16 protein-coding genes are annotated in these 17,022 nt (G+C 66.1%); 10 read left to right on the top strand and 6 right to left on the bottom strand.

The features are described from left to right. The first annotated feature begins 5 nt into the window (after nt 1-5). The 3 genes from hrpB (at nt 6) to PVV74_RS09925 (ending at nt 4,562) form a co-directional block, all read left to right on the top strand. The gene (gene hrpB / locus PVV74_RS09915) at nt 6-2,450 is read left to right on the top strand and encodes an ATP-dependent helicase HrpB (protein ID WP_274593050.1); all 2,445 of its coding nucleotides are present in this window, start codon (nt 6-8) and stop codon (nt 2,448-2,450) included. 101 nt (nt 2,451-2,551) lie between these two features. Then, on the top strand, nt 2,552-3,001 hold the full coding sequence (locus PVV74_RS09920) for an NUDIX hydrolase (protein WP_274593051.1): 450 nt from the start codon (nt 2,552-2,554) through the stop codon (nt 2,999-3,001). Nucleotides 3,002-3,080: 79 nt separating this feature from the next. Further along, complete coding sequence (locus tag PVV74_RS09925; protein WP_274593052.1) at nt 3,081-4,562, top strand: inorganic phosphate transporter; 1,482 nt, start codon at nt 3,081-3,083, stop codon at nt 4,560-4,562. Between the two features lie 75 nt (nt 4,563-4,637). On the opposite strand, the gene gndA is transcribed toward PVV74_RS09925, so the two are convergent. The 3 genes from gndA to PVV74_RS09940 all read right to left on the bottom strand — a co-directional run bounded on the left by gndA (nt 4,638) and on the right by PVV74_RS09940 (nt 8,430). Continuing rightward, the gene (gene gndA / locus PVV74_RS09930) at nt 4,638-6,044 is read right to left on the bottom strand and encodes an NADP-dependent phosphogluconate dehydrogenase (protein ID WP_274593053.1); all 1,407 of its coding nucleotides are present in this window, start codon (nt 6,042-6,044) and stop codon (nt 4,638-4,640) included. A gap of 260 nt (nt 6,045-6,304) precedes the next feature. Beyond that, nucleotides 6,305-7,231 (bottom strand): ornithine carbamoyltransferase, encoded by a 927-nt coding sequence (gene argF / locus PVV74_RS09935; RefSeq protein WP_274593054.1) that lies wholly within the window; start codon nt 7,229-7,231, stop codon nt 6,305-6,307. Between the two features lie 11 nt (nt 7,232-7,242). Then, the gene (locus PVV74_RS09940) at nt 7,243-8,430 is read right to left on the bottom strand and encodes an aspartate aminotransferase family protein (RefSeq protein ID WP_274593055.1); all 1,188 of its coding nucleotides are present in this window, start codon (nt 8,428-8,430) and stop codon (nt 7,243-7,245) included. A gap of 270 nt (nt 8,431-8,700) precedes the next feature. Here PVV74_RS09940 and PVV74_RS09945 point away from each other — a divergent pair, with 270 nt between their 5' ends. The 7 genes from PVV74_RS09945 (at nt 8,701) to PVV74_RS09975 (ending at nt 15,098) form a co-directional block, all read left to right on the top strand. Then, nucleotides 8,701-9,606 (top strand): DMT family transporter, encoded by a 906-nt coding sequence (locus PVV74_RS09945; protein WP_274593056.1) that lies wholly within the window; start codon nt 8,701-8,703, stop codon nt 9,604-9,606. 62 nt (nt 9,607-9,668) lie between these two features. After that, a complete protein-coding gene (locus tag PVV74_RS09950; RefSeq protein WP_274593057.1) occupies nt 9,669-10,838 on the top strand; it encodes a trans-sulfuration enzyme family protein in 1,170 nt (389 codons plus the stop codon). Between the two features lie 58 nt (nt 10,839-10,896). After that, entirely contained in the window at nt 10,897-11,289 is a 393-nt protein-coding gene (locus PVV74_RS09955) for a hypothetical protein (RefSeq protein WP_103763289.1), read from the top strand. Beyond that, nucleotides 11,286-12,224: a sterol desaturase family protein gene (locus PVV74_RS09960; protein WP_274593058.1), complete on the top strand. Its 939-nt coding sequence runs from the start codon at nt 11,286-11,288 to the stop codon at nt 12,222-12,224. The genes PVV74_RS09955 and PVV74_RS09960 overlap by 4 nt, the downstream gene beginning before the upstream one ends. Nucleotides 12,225-12,335: 111 nt before the next feature. Next, nucleotides 12,336-13,187: a DMT family transporter gene (locus PVV74_RS09965; protein ID WP_274593059.1), complete on the top strand. Its 852-nt coding sequence runs from the start codon at nt 12,336-12,338 to the stop codon at nt 13,185-13,187. Between the two features lie 46 nt (nt 13,188-13,233). Then, complete coding sequence (locus tag PVV74_RS09970; RefSeq protein ID WP_274593060.1) at nt 13,234-13,956, top strand: alpha/beta fold hydrolase; 723 nt, start codon at nt 13,234-13,236, stop codon at nt 13,954-13,956. Further along, on the top strand, nt 13,953-15,098 hold the full coding sequence (locus tag PVV74_RS09975; RefSeq protein WP_274593061.1) for an alpha-D-ribose 1-methylphosphonate 5-triphosphate diphosphatase: 1,146 nt from the start codon (nt 13,953-13,955) through the stop codon (nt 15,096-15,098). The genes PVV74_RS09970 and PVV74_RS09975 overlap by 4 nt, the downstream gene beginning before the upstream one ends. Here PVV74_RS09975 and PVV74_RS09980 read toward each other — a convergent pair. From PVV74_RS09980 to PVV74_RS09990, 3 genes are read right to left on the bottom strand one after another with little or no spacing between them, the layout of a single operon-like run. Next, nucleotides 15,095-16,168 (bottom strand): 5-(carboxyamino)imidazole ribonucleotide synthase, encoded by a 1,074-nt coding sequence (locus PVV74_RS09980; protein ID WP_274593062.1) that lies wholly within the window; start codon nt 16,166-16,168, stop codon nt 15,095-15,097. The two genes, PVV74_RS09975 and PVV74_RS09980, sit on opposite strands and share 4 nt — an antisense overlap. Next, entirely contained in the window at nt 16,161-16,649 is a 489-nt protein-coding gene (gene purE / locus PVV74_RS09985; RefSeq protein WP_274593063.1) for a 5-(carboxyamino)imidazole ribonucleotide mutase, read from the bottom strand. The genes PVV74_RS09980 and purE overlap by 8 nt, the downstream gene beginning before the upstream one ends. Nucleotides 16,650-16,695: 46 nt before the next feature. Further along, a complete protein-coding gene (locus PVV74_RS09990; protein ID WP_103763282.1) occupies nt 16,696-16,920 on the bottom strand; it encodes a YdcH family protein in 225 nt (74 codons plus the stop codon). Nucleotides 16,921-17,022 lie beyond the last annotated feature (102 nt).

The raw sequence follows: 17,022 nt of genomic DNA on the forward strand, positions 1-17,022 counted from the left end.
GGGACATGACCCGCGACAGGCTTCCCATCGACGACGCCATTCCGGCGCTTCTCACCGCGTTGCGCAACACCGGCCGCGCCGTGCTGCAAGCGCCCCCCGGGGCGGGCAAGACCACCGTCGTGCCCCTGGAAATGCTGGCCGACCGCCTCACCCAAGGCCGCATCGTCATGCTGGAGCCTCGCCGCCTCGCCGCCCGTGCCGCCGCCGAGCGCATGGCGTCCACCTTGGGCGAAAAAACAGGCGAAACAGTGGGCTACCGTGTCCGCGGCGATGCCAAAGTCTCCGAGGCGACCCGGATCGAGGTCGTCACCGAAGGCATCCTCACCCGCCGCATCCAGTCCGACCCGGAACTCACCGGCATCGGCGCCGTGATCTTCGACGAGTTCCACGAACGCTCTCTCAACGCCGATCTCGGGCTTGCTCTCTGCCTCGAAGTGGCCGGTGCCCTGCGCGACGACCTGTTGCTCTTGGCCATGTCCGCCACACTCGACGCCACCCCGGTGGCCGAGCTGATGCAGGCCCCCATCGTCACCTCCGAAGGCCGCAGCTTCCCGGTCGAAACCCGCCACATCGACGCGCCCATACCTAAGAAAACAAGGTGGGACGCGGCCCTTGCCGACCTCGTTACCAAGGCCGTGTCCGAGACCACGGGCGGCGTCCTCGTCTTCCTCCCCGGCGAAGGCGAGATCCGTCGCACCGAGGCCCTGCTGAAGGACCGCCTGCCGCCCGATTGCCAAATCCGCCCGCTCTTCGGAGCGATGGACTTCGCCGCCCAGCGCGCCGCCATCGCGCCCGTGAGCGAGGGCCGAAAGGTGGTCCTTGCCACCTCCATCGCCGAAACCTCGCTGACCATCGAGGATATCCGCGTGGTGGTCGACGGCGGCAAGTCCCGCCGCGCCCGGTTCGACCCCGGCTCCGGCATGTCGCGGCTGGTGACCGAGCCCGTCACGCGCGCCGAGGCCACGCAACGCGCAGGCCGCGCGGGGCGCGTCGCGGAAGGCACCTGCTACCGCCTCTGGACCAAGGGAGAGGAAGGCGCCCTGCCCGCCTATCCCCCGGCCGAAATCGAGGCGACCGACCTGTCGGGCCTCGCCCTCGAACTGGCGCTCTGGGGCGCCACGCCCGAAGACCTGCCCTTCCTCACCCCGCCCAATCCCGGCAGCTATGCCGAGGCGCAGGCGCTCTTGCAGATGCTGGGTGCCCTCGATGCAAAGGCCCGCATCACCGAGCATGGCAAGACGCTGGCCAAGCTCCCCCTGCACCCGCGCCTCGCCCATATGTTGGGCACCGCCGGACCGGACGCGGCCCTGCTCGCCGCCCTGCTGGCCGACCGCGACCCGCTGCCACGCGGCGCCCCGGTTGACCTCACCCTGCGCATGGCCACCCTGCGCGACCCCAAGGGCCGACACCCGCACCCTGCCAACCACGGCGCGGTGATGCGCATCCGTGCCGAAGCCAAGCGCCTGGCGGCAAAGGCAAAATCGACGCGGGCCAACGGGATGTCCGACGCGGAATGCGCCGCGCTCGCCTACCCTGACCGCATCGGCCTGCGCCGCAAGGGGGACGCCCCTCGCTTCGTCCTTTCGGGCGGCAAGGGCGCGCTTTTGCCCGACGAAGACCCCCTCGCCGGTCAACGCCTGCTGGTCGCCACCGACCTTGACGGCAACCCGCGCGAGGCCCGCATCCGGCAGGCCGTCGCGCTTTCCGAGTCCGAGCTTCGCGCCCTCTTCGCCGATCAGATCGCCTGGCACGACGTCTGCCACTGGGACCGCCGCGACCGCCGCGTCGTCACCCGCAGACAGGAACGTTTCGGCGCGCTGGTTCTGGACGACCGCATGTGGAAGGACGCCCCTGACGACGCCATCGCCCGTGCCATGCTCGACGGCATCCGCGACCTCGGCCTGAACTGGTCCGACCCCGCCCGCCGCTTCGCCGCCCGCGTTGCCCTGCTGCGCGAGGCAGGCGAGGACCTGCCCGACATGTCAGACGCCGCCCTCCTCGAAGACCTCGAAACCTGGCTCCTGCCTTACATCACCGGCCTCAAGACCGCCGCCGACTGGAAGCGCTTCGACATGCTGGACGCCCTGCGCGCGCGGCTGACCTATGACCAGATGCAGCGCGTTGACGCCGCCGCCCCGGCGCATTTCACCACGCCCCTCGGTCGCCGCATCCCCATCGATTATTCCGGCGACCATCCCGAAATTTCCCTGCGCCTGCAGGAAATGTTCGGCCAGACCACCCACCCCACCGTGGGCCGCACGCCGCTGCGCGTCACCCTTCTGTCGCCCGCAGGCCGCCCGGTGCAAACCACGCTCGACATTCCCGGCTTCTGGGACAGTTCGTATGCGGACGTCCGCAAGGACATGCGCGGGCAGTATCCCAAGCACCCCTGGCCCGAAAACCCGCGCGAGGCCGACCCGACCCTGCGCGCCAAACGCCGCCAAGGCTGAGACTGCATCTTTTGCAATAGCCAAAAGTTGATTCCTGCGGCAAAAAACGTATATACTTAAAAGAAAACAAATATATTGAGAGCAGCGGCATGACGACAGCGATGAAAAAAGCCTGGACGGAACTTTTCCAACCCATTCTGCGACGCCCGCCGGAATTGCAGGTGGCCGCTCTATGTTACCGCAACAGTAAAAAGCACGGCACGCAGGTTCTTTTGATCACCAGCCGCGGCACGGGCCGCTGGATTGTCCCAAAGGGCTGGCCGATGGAAGGCAAGAAAGCCGCCGAGGCCGCGCTGCAGGAAGCCTGGGAAGAGGCCGGTGTCAGCAAGGGCGCCAAGATCGAAGGGCATGTCGGCAGTTTCGGCTACGACAAGCAACTCGACGGCGGCTATGAAGCCCCGGTCGAGGTCGAGGTTTTCAAGGTCCACGTCGACCAGCTCGCCGATATCTACCCAGAACATGACGAACGCAAGCGTCGCTGGGTCAGCCCCGCCGATGCGGCTGAAATGGTACAGGAACCGGGTCTGAAGTCCATTCTGCTGGAAATGTAACGGTTTTATGACATCGCGGCATTGAACCGCCGCGCCAGAACGGCTAGCGCTCTGCCCCGAACCGGACCGGGAGGGACCGTTGGCCGATAACCCGCAGAACAACCAGTGGAAGACGCTCGACAAGGATCTCGGGCGGATCTCCCAGATCGAATACGCGACGGCCTATGTCTCGCGGCCGCTGGTCTCGCTTGGTATCGCACTGGCTTTCATGGTCATCGCGGGGCTTGGCGCGGCGCTGTTCTTCGGGGCCTTTCCGAACAACATGGTGGTGATCGCCGCGGCGACATTCGGCGCCTACATGGCGCTCAACATCGGCGCCAACGACGTGGCCAACAACATGGGCCCCGCCGTGGGGGCCAACGCGCTCACCATGGGCGGCGCCATCGTCATCGCGGCGATCTGCGAAAGCGCGGGCGCGCTTCTGGCGGGGGGCGACGTGGTCTCGACCATCTCCAAGGGCATCATCGACCCCGAGGGGATGCAGACTGCACAGACCTTCATCTGGGCAATGATGGCCGCCCTCATCTCTGCCGCGCTCTGGGTCAACCTCGCCACCAAGGTCGGCGCCCCTGTGTCCACCACCCACTCCGTCGTGGGCGGGGTCATGGGCGCCGGCATCGCCGCCGCGGGCCTTGCCACGGTGAACTGGCCGACCATGGGCGCCATCGCCGCCAGCTGGGTGATCTCGCCCGTGCTGGGCGGGGTCATCGCCGCCGGCTTCCTGGCCCTGATCAAGACCCGGATTGTCTATCGCGAAGACAAGATCGCCGCCGCCCGCCGCTGGGTGCCGATCCTTGTGGGGCTCATGGCCGGCACATTCGCCACCTACCTTGCCATGAAGGGCCTCAAACGCATCGTCAAGATCGACATCGGCACCGCCCTCCTGATCGGCGCGGCGACCGGGGCAGCGATCTACGCCCTGACCATCCCCCTGATCCGGCGCCAGTCCGAGGGAATGGAAAACCGCCGCCGCTCGCTCAAGGCGCTCTTCGGCCTGCCGCTCATCATCTCGGCGGCGCTCCTGTCCTTCGCTCACGGCGCGAATGACGTCGCCAACGCCGTGGGCCCTCTTGCGGCCATCGTCTACGCCTCCGAGGCCGGCGGCTTTGCCGGCGAGGTGGCGATCCCGCTCTGGGTCATGATCATCGGCGCCTTCGGCATTTCCTTCGGCCTGTTCCTCTTTGGCCCCAAGCTCATCCGCATGGTCGGCAGCCAGATCACCAAGCTCGATCCGATGCGCGCCTATTGCGTCGCCCTGTCGGCGGCCATCACCGTCATCGTCGCCAGCTGGCTGGGCCTGCCGGTCAGCTCCACGCATATCGCGGTGGGCGGCGTCTTCGGCGTCGGCTTCTTCCGCGAATGGTACATGGAACGCCGCCTTCAGAAAGGGCTGACAACCGGCGGCACGGGCAAGCGCCTCGCCCCCGAGGAACGCCGCCGCCGCAAGCTGGTGCGCCGCAGCCATTTCATGACCATCGTCGCCGCCTGGGTCATCACGGTCCCCGCCGCCGCAGTAATGTCCGCGGTCATCTTCTTCGTGCTCAACAGCCTGACAGGCTGACCCTCAGGCGCGCCGGTCTTTCAGGGCGCCTCGACCGTGCCGTCGCTCGAGACGCGTGCCCTTCGGGCATAAGGATCAATCCCACCACGGCCCGTGAAACTTGCCGTCCTGTCCCAGCCGCGCGAAGCCGTGATAGCCGAAGAAATCCCGTTGCGCCTGGATGATGTTGGCGGTGCCATAGCCCTGACGCATACTGTCGTACCATTGCAGCGCCGCCGACAGCGCCGGGATCGCGTGACCATGCGCCACAGCCTCCGCAACGACCTTGCGCAGCGCCGGCACGGTCCGTTTCAGGATCTCCGCGAAACGCGGCGACAGGAACAACTGCCCGTGCGGCAGATCCTCGCGAAACGCCTCCGAGATATCGTCCAGCAGAACCGATCTGATTATGCAGCCCGCCCGCCAGACCTCGGCGATCCGGGCGTAATCGAGCGCCCACTCATACTCCTGCGATGCCGCCTCCAGCACGCGAAACCCCTGCGCATAGCACAGAACCCGCGCCGCCATGAACGCCTCTGCCAGGATGTCCTCGTCGAGGGACAGCAGACCGCGCTCGCCACCCAGCAATTCCTGCGCCTTGATGCGCGTGTCCTTCTCCGACGACCAAGCGCGCGCGCCCACCGCTGCCTCGATCATGGTCGCGGCCTGGCCCATGCGAACGGCCTCCACCACGGTCCAGCGCCCCGTACCCTTTTGTCCCGCGGCATCCTTGATGACATCCACCACCGGATGCCCCGTCGCCGGGTCGGTATAGGCCAACAGTTCGCCGGTGATCTCCACGAGGTAGGATTTCAGCGCGCCGTCGTTCCAACTGGAAAACAGCGCCCCGATCTGCGCCGGCGACCAGACACAGCCGTAATGCAGCAGGCCATAGATCTCGGCGATCACCTGCATGTCGGCATATTCGATGCCGTTATGCACGGTCTTGACGAAATGCCCCGCCCCGTCCGGGCCAAGGTGATCGACGCACGGGTCATCTTCATACCGCGCCGCGATTGCCCGCAACACGTCGCGCAACTGATCCCAGCTGTGGTCGCTGCCACCCACCATCATCGACGGCCCGTGCCGCGCGCCGTGCTCGCCGCCCGACACCCCCATGCCGACGAAATGCAGACCTTTCTCCGCCAGCGCCTTCGCGCGTCGCCGCGTGTCGTGGAAATCGGCATTGCCGCCGTCGATGATCGTGTCGCCCTCCTCCAGCAATGGGGCCACCTCCTCGATCATCGCATCCATGGGCTTGCCGGACGGGATCATGAACAGCATCACCCGCGGCGTCTTCAGCCCGGCCACGAAATCGCGCAAGTTTTCATGCGGATGCAACCGCGCGGCCAGCGGCCCGGCCTCATCGACAAAATCGCTGATCCAGTCGGCTTCGCGGTTGGTCACCGCCACCTCGAAGCCCTTCTCGGCCATGTTCAGCGCCAGGGCGCTGCCCATTGTCCCCAGCCCGTAAACGCCGATCTGTGCGAAACCGCCTGCCATGTCCGCTCCTATGCTTCACGGCCAGCGTAGACCGCCCCGCACCGGATGCCAAGGAACCCGACCATGCGGTCCGGGGAGGTTCCCACGGCGCGCCCTTTTTCTTGGCAGAAATACTCTCGCCGAAGGCAGCCCCGCCTTTCGCAAGGCCGCCTGACCGTGCCCTGACGCGTCACGCCCGCCAGACGCCCCCCGAGGCTTTGCCCGCAAGGGCAACGACGAGACAAACCTGCGCGCGTGAAACGCGCTCCTTCGCACCGGCGTCAGACGCCCAGACACCAGCGCATGATCGCTTTCTGCGCGTGCAGGCGGTTCTCGGCCTCGTCGAACACGACCGAGTGCGGCCCGTCCATTACGGGGCTCGTCACCTCTTCCTCGCGATGCGCGGGCAGGCAATGCATGAACAGTGCATCGTTCTTGGCGCGCTTCATCAACTCCGCGTTCACCTGGTACGGGCGCAGCATGTTGTGGCGGCGTTCCTTGCTCGACTGGCTGTCGTGCATGCTGACCCAGGTATCGGTCACCACCAGGTCCGCGCCCTCCACGGCCTTGGCCGCGTCGCGCTCAATGGTGATCGTGCTGCCCGCCTTGCGCGCCAGCCCGACGAATTCCTCCTCCGGGTCCAGCTGCGCCGGTCCGGTGAATGTCATGTCGAACCCGAACTGCCCCGCCGCATGCAGGAAGGATGAACACACGTTGTTGCCATCCCCGGCCCAGACCACCTTCTTACCCTTGATCGGTCCGCGATGTTCCTCGTAGGTCATCACGTCGGCCATGATCTGGCAGGGATGCGTGCGGTCGGTCAGCCCGTTGATCACCGGCACGTCGGCATATTCGGCCATCTCCTGCAGCACGCTTTCGTCGAAGGTCCGGATCATGATCAGGTCGACGTAGCGGCTCATCACACGCGCGGTGTCGGCAATGGTCTCGCCATGGCCCAGCTGCATGTCCGCGCCCGACAGTACCATCGTCTCGCCGCCCATCTGGCGCACGCCCACGTCGAAACTCGTCCGCGTCCGCGTCGACGGCTTCTCGAAGATCAGCGCCACCATCCGGCCCGCCAGCGGCTGCTCGTCATCGGCCGCACCGCGCGGACGGCCCTCGCGCGCGGTTTTCATGTGCCGCGCGCCGTCGATGATCCCGCGCAACTCGCTCGCGTCGGTGGTGTGAATATCCAGGAAATGCTGCATCGGTCCGCTCCTCATGCCTCGGCCAGGGCCGTCTTCACCGCGGTCGCGGCCTTGTCCAGCCGCGCCACCGCCTCGCCGATCTCGTCGTCCGAGATGATCAGCGGCGGCAACAGGCGCACCACGTTCTCCGCCGCCGGGACCACCGCGACCTCGGCGTCATAGCCGGCGGCCACCACGTCGGTATTGGTCACCACACATTCCAGCCCCAGCATCAGGCCCGATCCGCGCACGCCCTTGAAGACCTCCGGATGCGCCGCGACCAAGCCTTCCAGCTTCTGCCGGAACAGGCCCGCCTTGCGGTTCACCTCGGCGAGGAATTCGGGATCGGCGATGATGTCCATGACCGCGCAGCCAACGGCACAGCCCAACGGGTTGCCGCCATAGGTCGAGCCATGCGTGCCCGCCGTCATCCCGCTGGCCGCATCCTCGGTGGCCAGCACCGCGCCCAGCGGAAAGCCCCCGCCGATGCCCTTGGCAACCATCATGATATCCGGGGTGGCCCCGGACCATTCATGCGCGAACAGCTTGCCGGTCCGGCCCATCCCGCACTGGACCTCGTCGAATATCAGCAGGATGCCCGTCTCGTCGCACAGATCGCGCAGCCCTTTCAGGCACTGATCGGGCACCGGCTTGATCCCGCCCTCGCCCAGCACGGGCTCCAGCAGGATCGCAGCCGTGTTGTCGTCGATGGCGGCGTGCAACGCGTCATGGTCACCGAACGGCACATGCTTGAATCCCGGCAAGAGCGGCCCGAACCCCTTGGTCATCTTCTCCGACCCGGCAGCGGCAATCCCCGCGCTGGACCGGCCGTGGAACGCGCCCTCGAAGCCAATGATGTCGGTCCGCTCCGGCTGGCCTTTGTCATGGAAATACTTGCGGCACATCTTCACCGCCAGTTCGCAGGCCTCGGTGCCCGAATTGCAGAAGAAGGCCGTGTCGGCAAAGGTCTCGGCCACCAACTTGTCGGCCAACTCCTGCTGCTTGGGTATCTGGTAGAGGTTCGAGGTGTGCCACAGCGCCCCCGCCTGCTCGGTCAACGCCGCCACCAGCGCCGGGTGCGCATGGCCCAGCGCGTTCACCGCGATGCCCGCGCCAAGGTCCAGAAAACGTCGACCATCCGCCTCGATCAACCAGGCGCCCTCGCCTTTGACAAAGCTGAGCGGTGCACGATTATACGTCGGCAGAACGGAGGGGATCATCTGTGGTATCCTCAAGTATGGAAGCCCTTTGAGTGCCGTATGGCAGGGCGTTCGTCAATGGTGGAAAGGGTTTGGTGCGCTCCGGCACCGGATGGATCGAACAGGCGAGCGGGACGTCAGGCGCAGGTGCGGCGGCGTCGGCTCCGAATATTTGTGCGGCGTTCGATCATGCGCGCTGACATAGCCGGTTCCGCGCCCCGCGCAAAGTGTTTTCTGCGCGCTCCGATATGGCGCTTGAGTTTCTCCCGCCCGCCTGCCACTGGACAGGCGATGACACCGCCCGTCCAGAACCCCGGCGCCGCCGCGCTCCTGACCCTTGCCGCCGCAGCCTTCATCGCGGGATGCACGCTCCTGGCCAAGGCGCTCGGCACCGACGCGCTCGGCCCCGCGCTGCATCCGCTGCAGATCAGCCAGGGCCGGTTCCTCTTCGCGTTCATCGCCATATCGTCCTTCGCCGCCGCCACGCGGTTCCCCATCGTGCGCCCGGCCCTGCACCTCCACCTTCTGCGCTCGGGCCTCGGCTGGGGCGGCGTCACCCTGATGTTCGCCGCCGCCGCCTTCATTCCGCTGTCCGACGCCACCGCGATCAGCTTCCTGAACCCGGTCTTCGGCATGATGCTGGCCATTCCCATCCTTGGTGAGAAAGTCGGCCCCGTCCGCTGGACCGCCGCCGCCATCGCCCTTTGCGGCGCGCTCATACTGACCCGCCCCGGCGGCGGCACGATCGAGCCCGGCGCGCTACTTGCCCTCGCCGCCGCTGCCTGCCTCGGGGCCGAGCTTATCGCGATCAAGTTCCTCTCGGGCCGCGAACGCCCCCTGCAGATCCTGCTGATCAACAACGGCTTCGGCTGCCTCATCGCCAGTGCGGCGGCGTTCTTCGTCTGGGCCGCACCCAGCCCGGCGCAATGGGCCGCCCTCGCCGGGATCGGCCTGCTGATGGCCACCGCACAAACCTGCTTCGTCAACGCGCTGGCCCGCGCCGATGCCAGCTTCGTCGCCCCCTTCTTCTATGCGACGCTTGTCTTCGCCGCGCTCTACGATGCCGCCGTGTTCTCTGTCCTGCCCGATGCGATATCTGTCCTCGGCGCGTTGACCATCCTCTCCGGCGCGGCCCTTCTGGCCTGGCGCGAGGCGCGGCTCAAATCTCCCACCGTGCCGCCCGCGCGCCCGCTCTGACCCGGCTTGCCATCGCGGGCCAAATGCGTACCGTCCGCCCCGACGCTGAAAGGAACATGCTCATGGCACACCGCCCCAACCGCCCGCTTTCGCCCGCCACCAAGCTCGCGCAGGCCCTGCGCTATCTCGACCCCGCCACCGGTGCCATCGTGCCGCAGATCCAGACCGCCGCCACCTACGCGAGGGATGACAACTACGAACTGCGCCAAAGCTACATGTACCGCCGCGACAGCAACGTGACGACCGAACAGGCCGAGGCGATCATCGCCGACCTCGAAAGCGCCGCCGAGAGCCTGCTCTTTTCGTCGGGCATGGGCGCGGCCACTGCGGTGATCGAACACCTGCCCGCGGACGCGCACGTGGTGGTGCCCGAGGTGATGTATCACGGCGTCCTCGCCCAGTTCAAAACCTACGAGGCCAAGAACCGCCTGCGGGTCAGCTACTATCCCGCCGGCGATCTCGACGCGATGAAGGCAGCAACGGTCAATGGCGAGACCGCGCTGGTCTGGGTCGAAAGCCCCAACAACCCCAACTGGGACACGACCGACATCGCCGCCGCCGCAGAGATCGCCCATGCCGCCGGGGCGAAACTGGTCACCGACTGCACCGGCACGCCCCCCTGCGCCACCCGCGCGCTGGAACTTGGCGCGGATATCTCCTTTCATTCCGCCACCAAGTACCTCAACGGCCATTCCGACGTGACCGCCGGCGTACTGTCTGTGCGCGAAACCGGGACCTACTGGGACGAGATCTTCCACGTCCGCATGATTCAAGGGACCGTCCTGCATTCCTTCGACGCCTTCCTTCTGATCCGCGGCATGCGCACACTGATGCTCCGCTACGAACGCGCGACCGAGAACGCCCTGGCCGTGGCGCAGCATTTCGAAGGCCATCCCGGCATCGACGCCGTGATGTATCCCGGCTTGCCCTCGCACCCAGACCACGAGATCGCCAAACGCCAGACCGGCGGCCTCTACGGCGGGATGCTCTCGATCCTCGTCAAGGGCACCGAGCAGACCGCCATCGACGTCAGCCGCTATTGCGAGGTCTTCTATCCCGCCACGTCGCTTGGCGGCGTCGAAAGCCTGATCGAACACCGCAAGACCGTCTCGGGCGAGGGCTTCCCTGTCCATCCCCGCCTTTTGCGCCTGTCGATCGGTATCGAGGACGCGGACGATCTCATCGCCGACCTCGAACAGGCGCTGGACCGCGCGGGGGCGGCGGCGTCGTAACGTCACCCTTGATCGCCGCCCCCCTTCCTTGGCTAAATGCGGCGCGAGGGAAGAGGACATGCCGCTCAGCATCTTGCTACCGATGGTCGTGCTCGGCATCGCAGGGATTGCGGTGCTGCTGCACCTGCTCGGCCTCTCGAAACCCGCCACGTTCGATGACGGGTCCGCCGCCACCCGCGCCTGGCTCCGCGAATTCCCCGACGATACGCCCACGCGCGTGATCCTCAGCCACGACCGCCACGCCGCCCTCGTGGAAACGTCCCGCGGTCCCGGCGTGGTCTGGCCCATGGGCGCCGACACCACCGCGCGGTATCTCGACGGCGCGCGGATCACGCAGACCGACACAGGGCTGCGCATCGCCCTGCCCGATTACACCGCGCCGCGCATCACCCTGAAGCTCGACCCCGACGAGGCCCGCCTCTGGCCCGGCCTGATGGAGGCCTCCCGATGACGGATCAACTGACCTATCCCGACGTGGTGAACTTCGCCGTGCCGGTCTTCATCGCGCTCATCCTGATCGAACTCACCTGGATCGTTCTCAAGCGCCGCGGTGGCCGGTACGAGACCTACGACGCGCTGACATCGCTCGTGATGGGCGCCGGCAACGTGGCCTCCGGCATCCTGCTGGGCTTTGTCGCATACGGGTTCTTCATGGCGCTCTGGGCCATCACACCGCTCGACCTCGGCACGTCGGTCTGGGTGGTGATCCTCTGCTTCGTGCTGGACGACCTGCGCTACTACTGGGTGCACCGTTTCGGGCATCGCATCCGCTGGGTCTGGGCCAGCCACGTCAATCATCACTCCTCGCAGCACTACAACCTCACCACCGCCCTGCGCCAAACATGGACCGGCACCTTCACCTTCATGATGCTGGTCCGGGCGCCGCTGATCCTGCTGGGCTTTCACCCGGCGATGGTGCTCTTTTGCGGCGGTTTGAACCTGATCTACCAGTTCTGGATCCATACCGAGGCGATCACCCGACTGCCCCGCTGGTTCGAGGCGGTGATGAACACACCCTCGCACCACCGCGTCCACCACGGCCGCAATGCGCGCTATCTCGATGCCAACTATGCCGGTGTCTTCATCATCTGGGACAAGATGTTCGGCACCTTCGTCCCGGAACAGGACAGCGAAAAGGTCGATTACGGTCTCGTCCGCAACCTGGGCACCTTCAATCCCATCCGCGTGGCCTTCCACGAGTGGGTGGGTATCTTCCGCGACGTGATCCAGCCCGGACTCACCTGGCGCGATCGTCTGAACTACTGCATCAAGCCCCCGGGATGGAGCCACGACGGCAGCCGCGATACCTCCGAGACGATCAAGCGCAAGCACCTTGCCAAGCACCCCGAGGATGCGAACACGCCGGGCTTCGAGACCCTCGGCTGACGCGGGCGCGGGAATTTTCTTTCTAAGAAAATTGCCCGGAATTTTTTCAAAATTCCGCCCCCGCGCCAATGTGAGTTTCCTTCCACCCAGCCCCGCGCTACGCATGGTCCCATGCGTCTCTTCCTGCTCACCGCCCTGACGATGGTGGCCTTCGCCGCCAACTCCATCCTCAACCGGCTCGCCCTGGCGGGCGGGCATATCGACGCCGTTTCCTTCGGGGCGATCCGTCTCGTCGCGGGCGCAGCGATGCTGGCGGGGCTTTGCATCGTCCTGCGCGGCGGGCTCCGCCTTGGCGGTCCCGCGCGCGTATCTGGCGTCCTGTCGCTGCTGGTCTACATGTACGGCTTCTCATTGGCCTACACCGCGCTCGACGCGGGGCTTGGCGCGCTCATCCTCTTTGGCATGGTGCAGATCACCATGTTCGCCGCTGCCCTACTCACACGCGAGACCCTGCCCGCCCGCCGTTGGATCGGCGCGGGTCTGGCGCTTGCTGGTCTTGCATGGCTGATGTGGCCCGGCGCCGGCACGGCCGTCAGCCCGTGGCATGGTGCGCTCATGGCGCTCGCAGGCATCGGCTGGGGCGTCTATTCGTTGGCTGGCCGTAAATCCAAAGACGCGCTTCAGGCCACCGCTGCCAATTTCACCCTTGCCGCACCCGTCGGCCTGTTGGCCTGGCTCGCCCTGCCCAGCCCTGCCGACGCAGCGCCACTCTCCGGCTACGGCATCTTTCTCGCCATCATCACCGGCGCAGTCACCTCGGGGCTGGGATATGCGCTCTGGTACACCGTCCTGCCCTCGCTTGCCGCTTCCGTGGCCGCCGTCGCGCAACTCACAGTGCCGATCATCGCGCTCCTGGGCGGCATCCTTCTGTTGAGCGAGTCCCTGACCGTGCAGATCGTGCTCTCCTCCGCCCTCGTTCTGGGCGGGGTTGCGCTTTCCATGCCGCGCCGCCGCAATTCCTGACGCAGGGGGCTGTATCTGCGAGGCCCGAAGGCTTATCTCCCTATCCATGAAATCCGCGCTGACCGCCCTTGCCCTTCTGCTCCCCGCTCCGGCTTTGGCCGATTGCGTGGTGCTGCTGCATGGCCTGGCGCGGACCGAAACCTCCTTCATCGTGATGGAGGAAGTGCTGAAAAACGAAGGTTACACCACCTTCCGCACCGATTATCCCTCGACCGAACTCGATATCGCCGAACTGGCCGAGGAAACCCTGCCCTACGCCGCCCGCGTCTGTGGTCAGGACAAGATCCATTTTGTCACCCATTCGATGGGCGGCATCCTTCTGCGCCATTGGCTGCGCGACAACCGCCCCGACGACATGGGCCGTGTCGTCATGCTTGGCCCACCCAACCACGGCTCGGAACTGGTGGACCAACTGGGCGGGCTGGAGCTTTTCGAGTTGATCAACGGGCCCGCCGGGATGCAGCTCGACACCGGCGAGGACGGATTTGCCAACAGCCTTCCGCCGATTGACTTCGAGCTTGGCGTCATCGCCGGCACGCGCTCGCTCAACCCCTATTATTCCACGCTGATCGAGGGTGCCGATGACGGCAAGGTCTCTGTCGAGTCCACCAAGGTCGACGGCATGGCCGACCATATCGAACTGCCCGTCAGCCACACCTTCATGATGAACAATCCATACGTCATCGCGCAGGTTCTGTCCTTCCTGAGGACCGGCAAGTTCGACCACGACATGAACATCACAGACATGTTCATGGGCCTCACGGAATGAGCCTGTCGTTGCGCCTGACCGGGGCCGAGGTGCTGACGCCCTCGGGCCTCGCAGACACGCCACTCTGCCTGTCGGACGGTGTGATCACTGATGAGACGCCAGCACGCGAGATCGACCTTTCGGGTTATCTCATCCTGCCGGGCCTGGTCGATGCCCATGGCGATGCCTTCGAAAAACACCTCGCCCCGCGGCGCGGGGCCATGAAAGACCTCGACCAGGGCCTGATCGTGGCCGAGGCCGAGCTGGCCGCGAACGGCATCACCACCGCCACGCTGGCCCAGTTCTACAGCTGGGAAGGCGGGATGCGCGGGCCGGACTTCGCCCAGCGCGTGCTGGAAAGCCTCGACGATATACGCCCCCGCGTCGGCACCGACCTGCGCGTGCAGCTGCGCTTCGAGATCTCGATGCTGGACGACTACGCCACGATAGAGGATTGGATCACACGCTACGCCATCCCCTATCTGGTGTTCAACGACCACCTGCCGCATGACCTGCTGGCCAAGGGCAAGACACCCCCGGGCCACGTCGGCAAATCGCTCAGGATCGGCAAGAACCCCGACAAGCATCTCGAAGACATTCACGCGCTCCACGACGGCATGGCCGACGTTCCGTCCGCCCTCGACGCCCTCTGCGCCCGGCTGGCAGACCTGCCCGTGCGCCTTGGCAGCCACGACGACGCCACCACCGAACAACGCGCTGCATGGACCGCGCGCGGTGTGCATATTGCCGAATTTCCTGAAACCGCCGAGGCGGCGGAAGCCGCGCGCGACACCGGCGCACCGATCGTGCTGGGTGCCCCGAACGTGGTGCGCGGCGGCTCGCATAAGGGCAATGCCAGCGCGCTCGACCTGATCGCGATGGGGCTGTGCGATTCACTCGCCTCGGACTACCACTACCCGTCGATGCGCCGCGCCGCGTTCCTGCTGGCCGATGGCGGCCTGATGGACTTCGCTGCCGCCTGGGGGATGATCTCGTCGGGTCCGGCACAGCTTCTGGGTCTGTCCGACCGCGGCACGCTTACCCCCGGACAACGCGCGGACCTCGTCATCGTCGATGCCAGTACCCGCGATATCTGCGCCACGATCTCGGGCGGCCAGGTCACCTACTTGAAAGGCGACGTCGCGCACCGCTTTATCGCTTAGCCCGACCGCGTGACCCGGTTCACATGCCCCATCTTGCGCCCCGGCTTGGCCTCGGCCTTGCCGTAAAGATGCAGGCTCGCGCCCGCCTCTCCGGCAATCGCCGGCACGCGGTCCATGTCATCGCCAATGAGGTTTTCCATCACCACGTCGGCATAGCGCGACCCGTCGCCCAGTGGCCACCCGGCCACCGCCCGGACATGCTGCTCGAACTGGTCCACCGTGCAACCCTGCTGCGTCCAGTGGCCCGAGTTGTGCACCCTTGGCGCAATCTCGTTCACGATCAGGCCCTGCGCCGTCACGAACAGTTCCACGCCCATCACGCCGACATAGTCCAGCGCGTTCAATATCCGCCCGGCCAGCAGCACGGCATCCGTCCGCTGCGCCGTGCTCAGCGTCGCCGGAACCGTAGTCGTGTGCAAAATCCCGTCGCGGTGCACGTTCTCGCCCGGATCGAAACAAGCCACCTGCCCGTCCACGCCGCGCGCACCGATCACCGATACCTCGTGACTGAAAGCCACGAACCCTTCCAGGATCGCGGGTGCGCCGTTCATCTCGGCCAGCGCTGCTTCAGCTTCGGCCGCATCGTTGATCCGCACTTGGCCCTTGCCATCATAGCCGAACCGCCGTGTTTTCAGGATCGCGGGCGTGCCCATCTCCTCCAGCGCGGCCTCAAGGCTCGCAAGATCGGTGATGTCGGCGTAAGGTGCGGTGCTCAGTCCCAGCCCGGTCAGGAACGCCTTCTCGGTCAGCCGGTCCTGGCTCACCCGCAGCGCCTCGCGCCCCGGACGAATCGGGCGGGCCGCTTCCAGCACGTCCAGCGCCGAGGTCGGGATGTTCTCGAACTCGTAGGTCACCACGTCCACGGCATCCGCGAACTGCCGCAGCGCGTCTGCGTCTTCGTAAGACTTCTGCAAGTGAAAGTTCGAAACATGGCTGGCCGGGCAATCGCCCCCCGGCTCGAAAATGCAGGTCTTGAACCCCAGCCGGCTGGCCGCGACGGACAGCATCCGCCCAAGTTGCCCGCCACCCAGGATTCCGATCACCGCACCCTGCGGCAAAGGTTCAGTCATCCGATGGCTCCTCCGGGATCGATGCCGACAACGCATCACGCCACTTGTCCAGCCGCTCCGCCAACGCCGCATCGCCATTGGCAAGGATCGCCGCCGCCATCAGCCCGGCATTGGCCGCGCCCGCCGATCCGATCGCCATGGTGGCCACGGGAAAGCCCTTGGGCATCTGCACGATGGAATAAAGGCTGTCCACACCGCTCAGCGCCTTGGTCTGCACCGGCACGCCGATCACGGGCACGCGCGTCTTGCTGGCCATCATGCCCGGCAGATGCGCGGCACCGCCCGCACCCGCGATGATCGCCTTCAGGCCGCGGTCCACGGCGCTTTTGCCATAGTCCCACAGCCGGTCCGGCGTGCGATGCGCCGAGACGATCTTCGTCTCGTACGACACGCCCAGCTCGTCCAGGATCAAGGCGGCCTCCTTCATGGTGGCCCAGTCCGACTGGCTGCCCATGATGATGCCGATCTGCGGATTGCCCATGTCTCGCTCCCCTTTGCGGAGCGCGAACTATACCGATCAGCGGTGCCTACGCAATGATATCCGGCAGCAGCCGATCCTCGATCCACGAGATCCGGTCCTTCAGCCGCAATTTTTGCTGTTTGAAGCGCTTCACGGTCAGAAAATCGCTGGTGCCTTTTTCCTCCAGCGCGCGGATCGCCTCGTCAAGGTCGCGGTGCTGGCGCCGGAACTCCTCCAACTCCACCCGCAGCACTTCGTCCGACTTCATCGAAAGGTCGTTGAACTTGTTCATTCGCCCCGATTCTCCGAAAAATGCCCCGCGTTGGGGCAGAATAGCGACAAACCCTCTCGCAGCATAGCCCTTGCAGGCCCCGCCCCGCGCCCCCATATTCAC

Origin of the sequence: Roseovarius sp. SK2, from assembly GCF_028807495.1 — a bacterium.
Classification (GTDB): Bacteria; Pseudomonadota; Alphaproteobacteria; order Rhodobacterales; family Rhodobacteraceae; genus Roseovarius; species Roseovarius confluentis.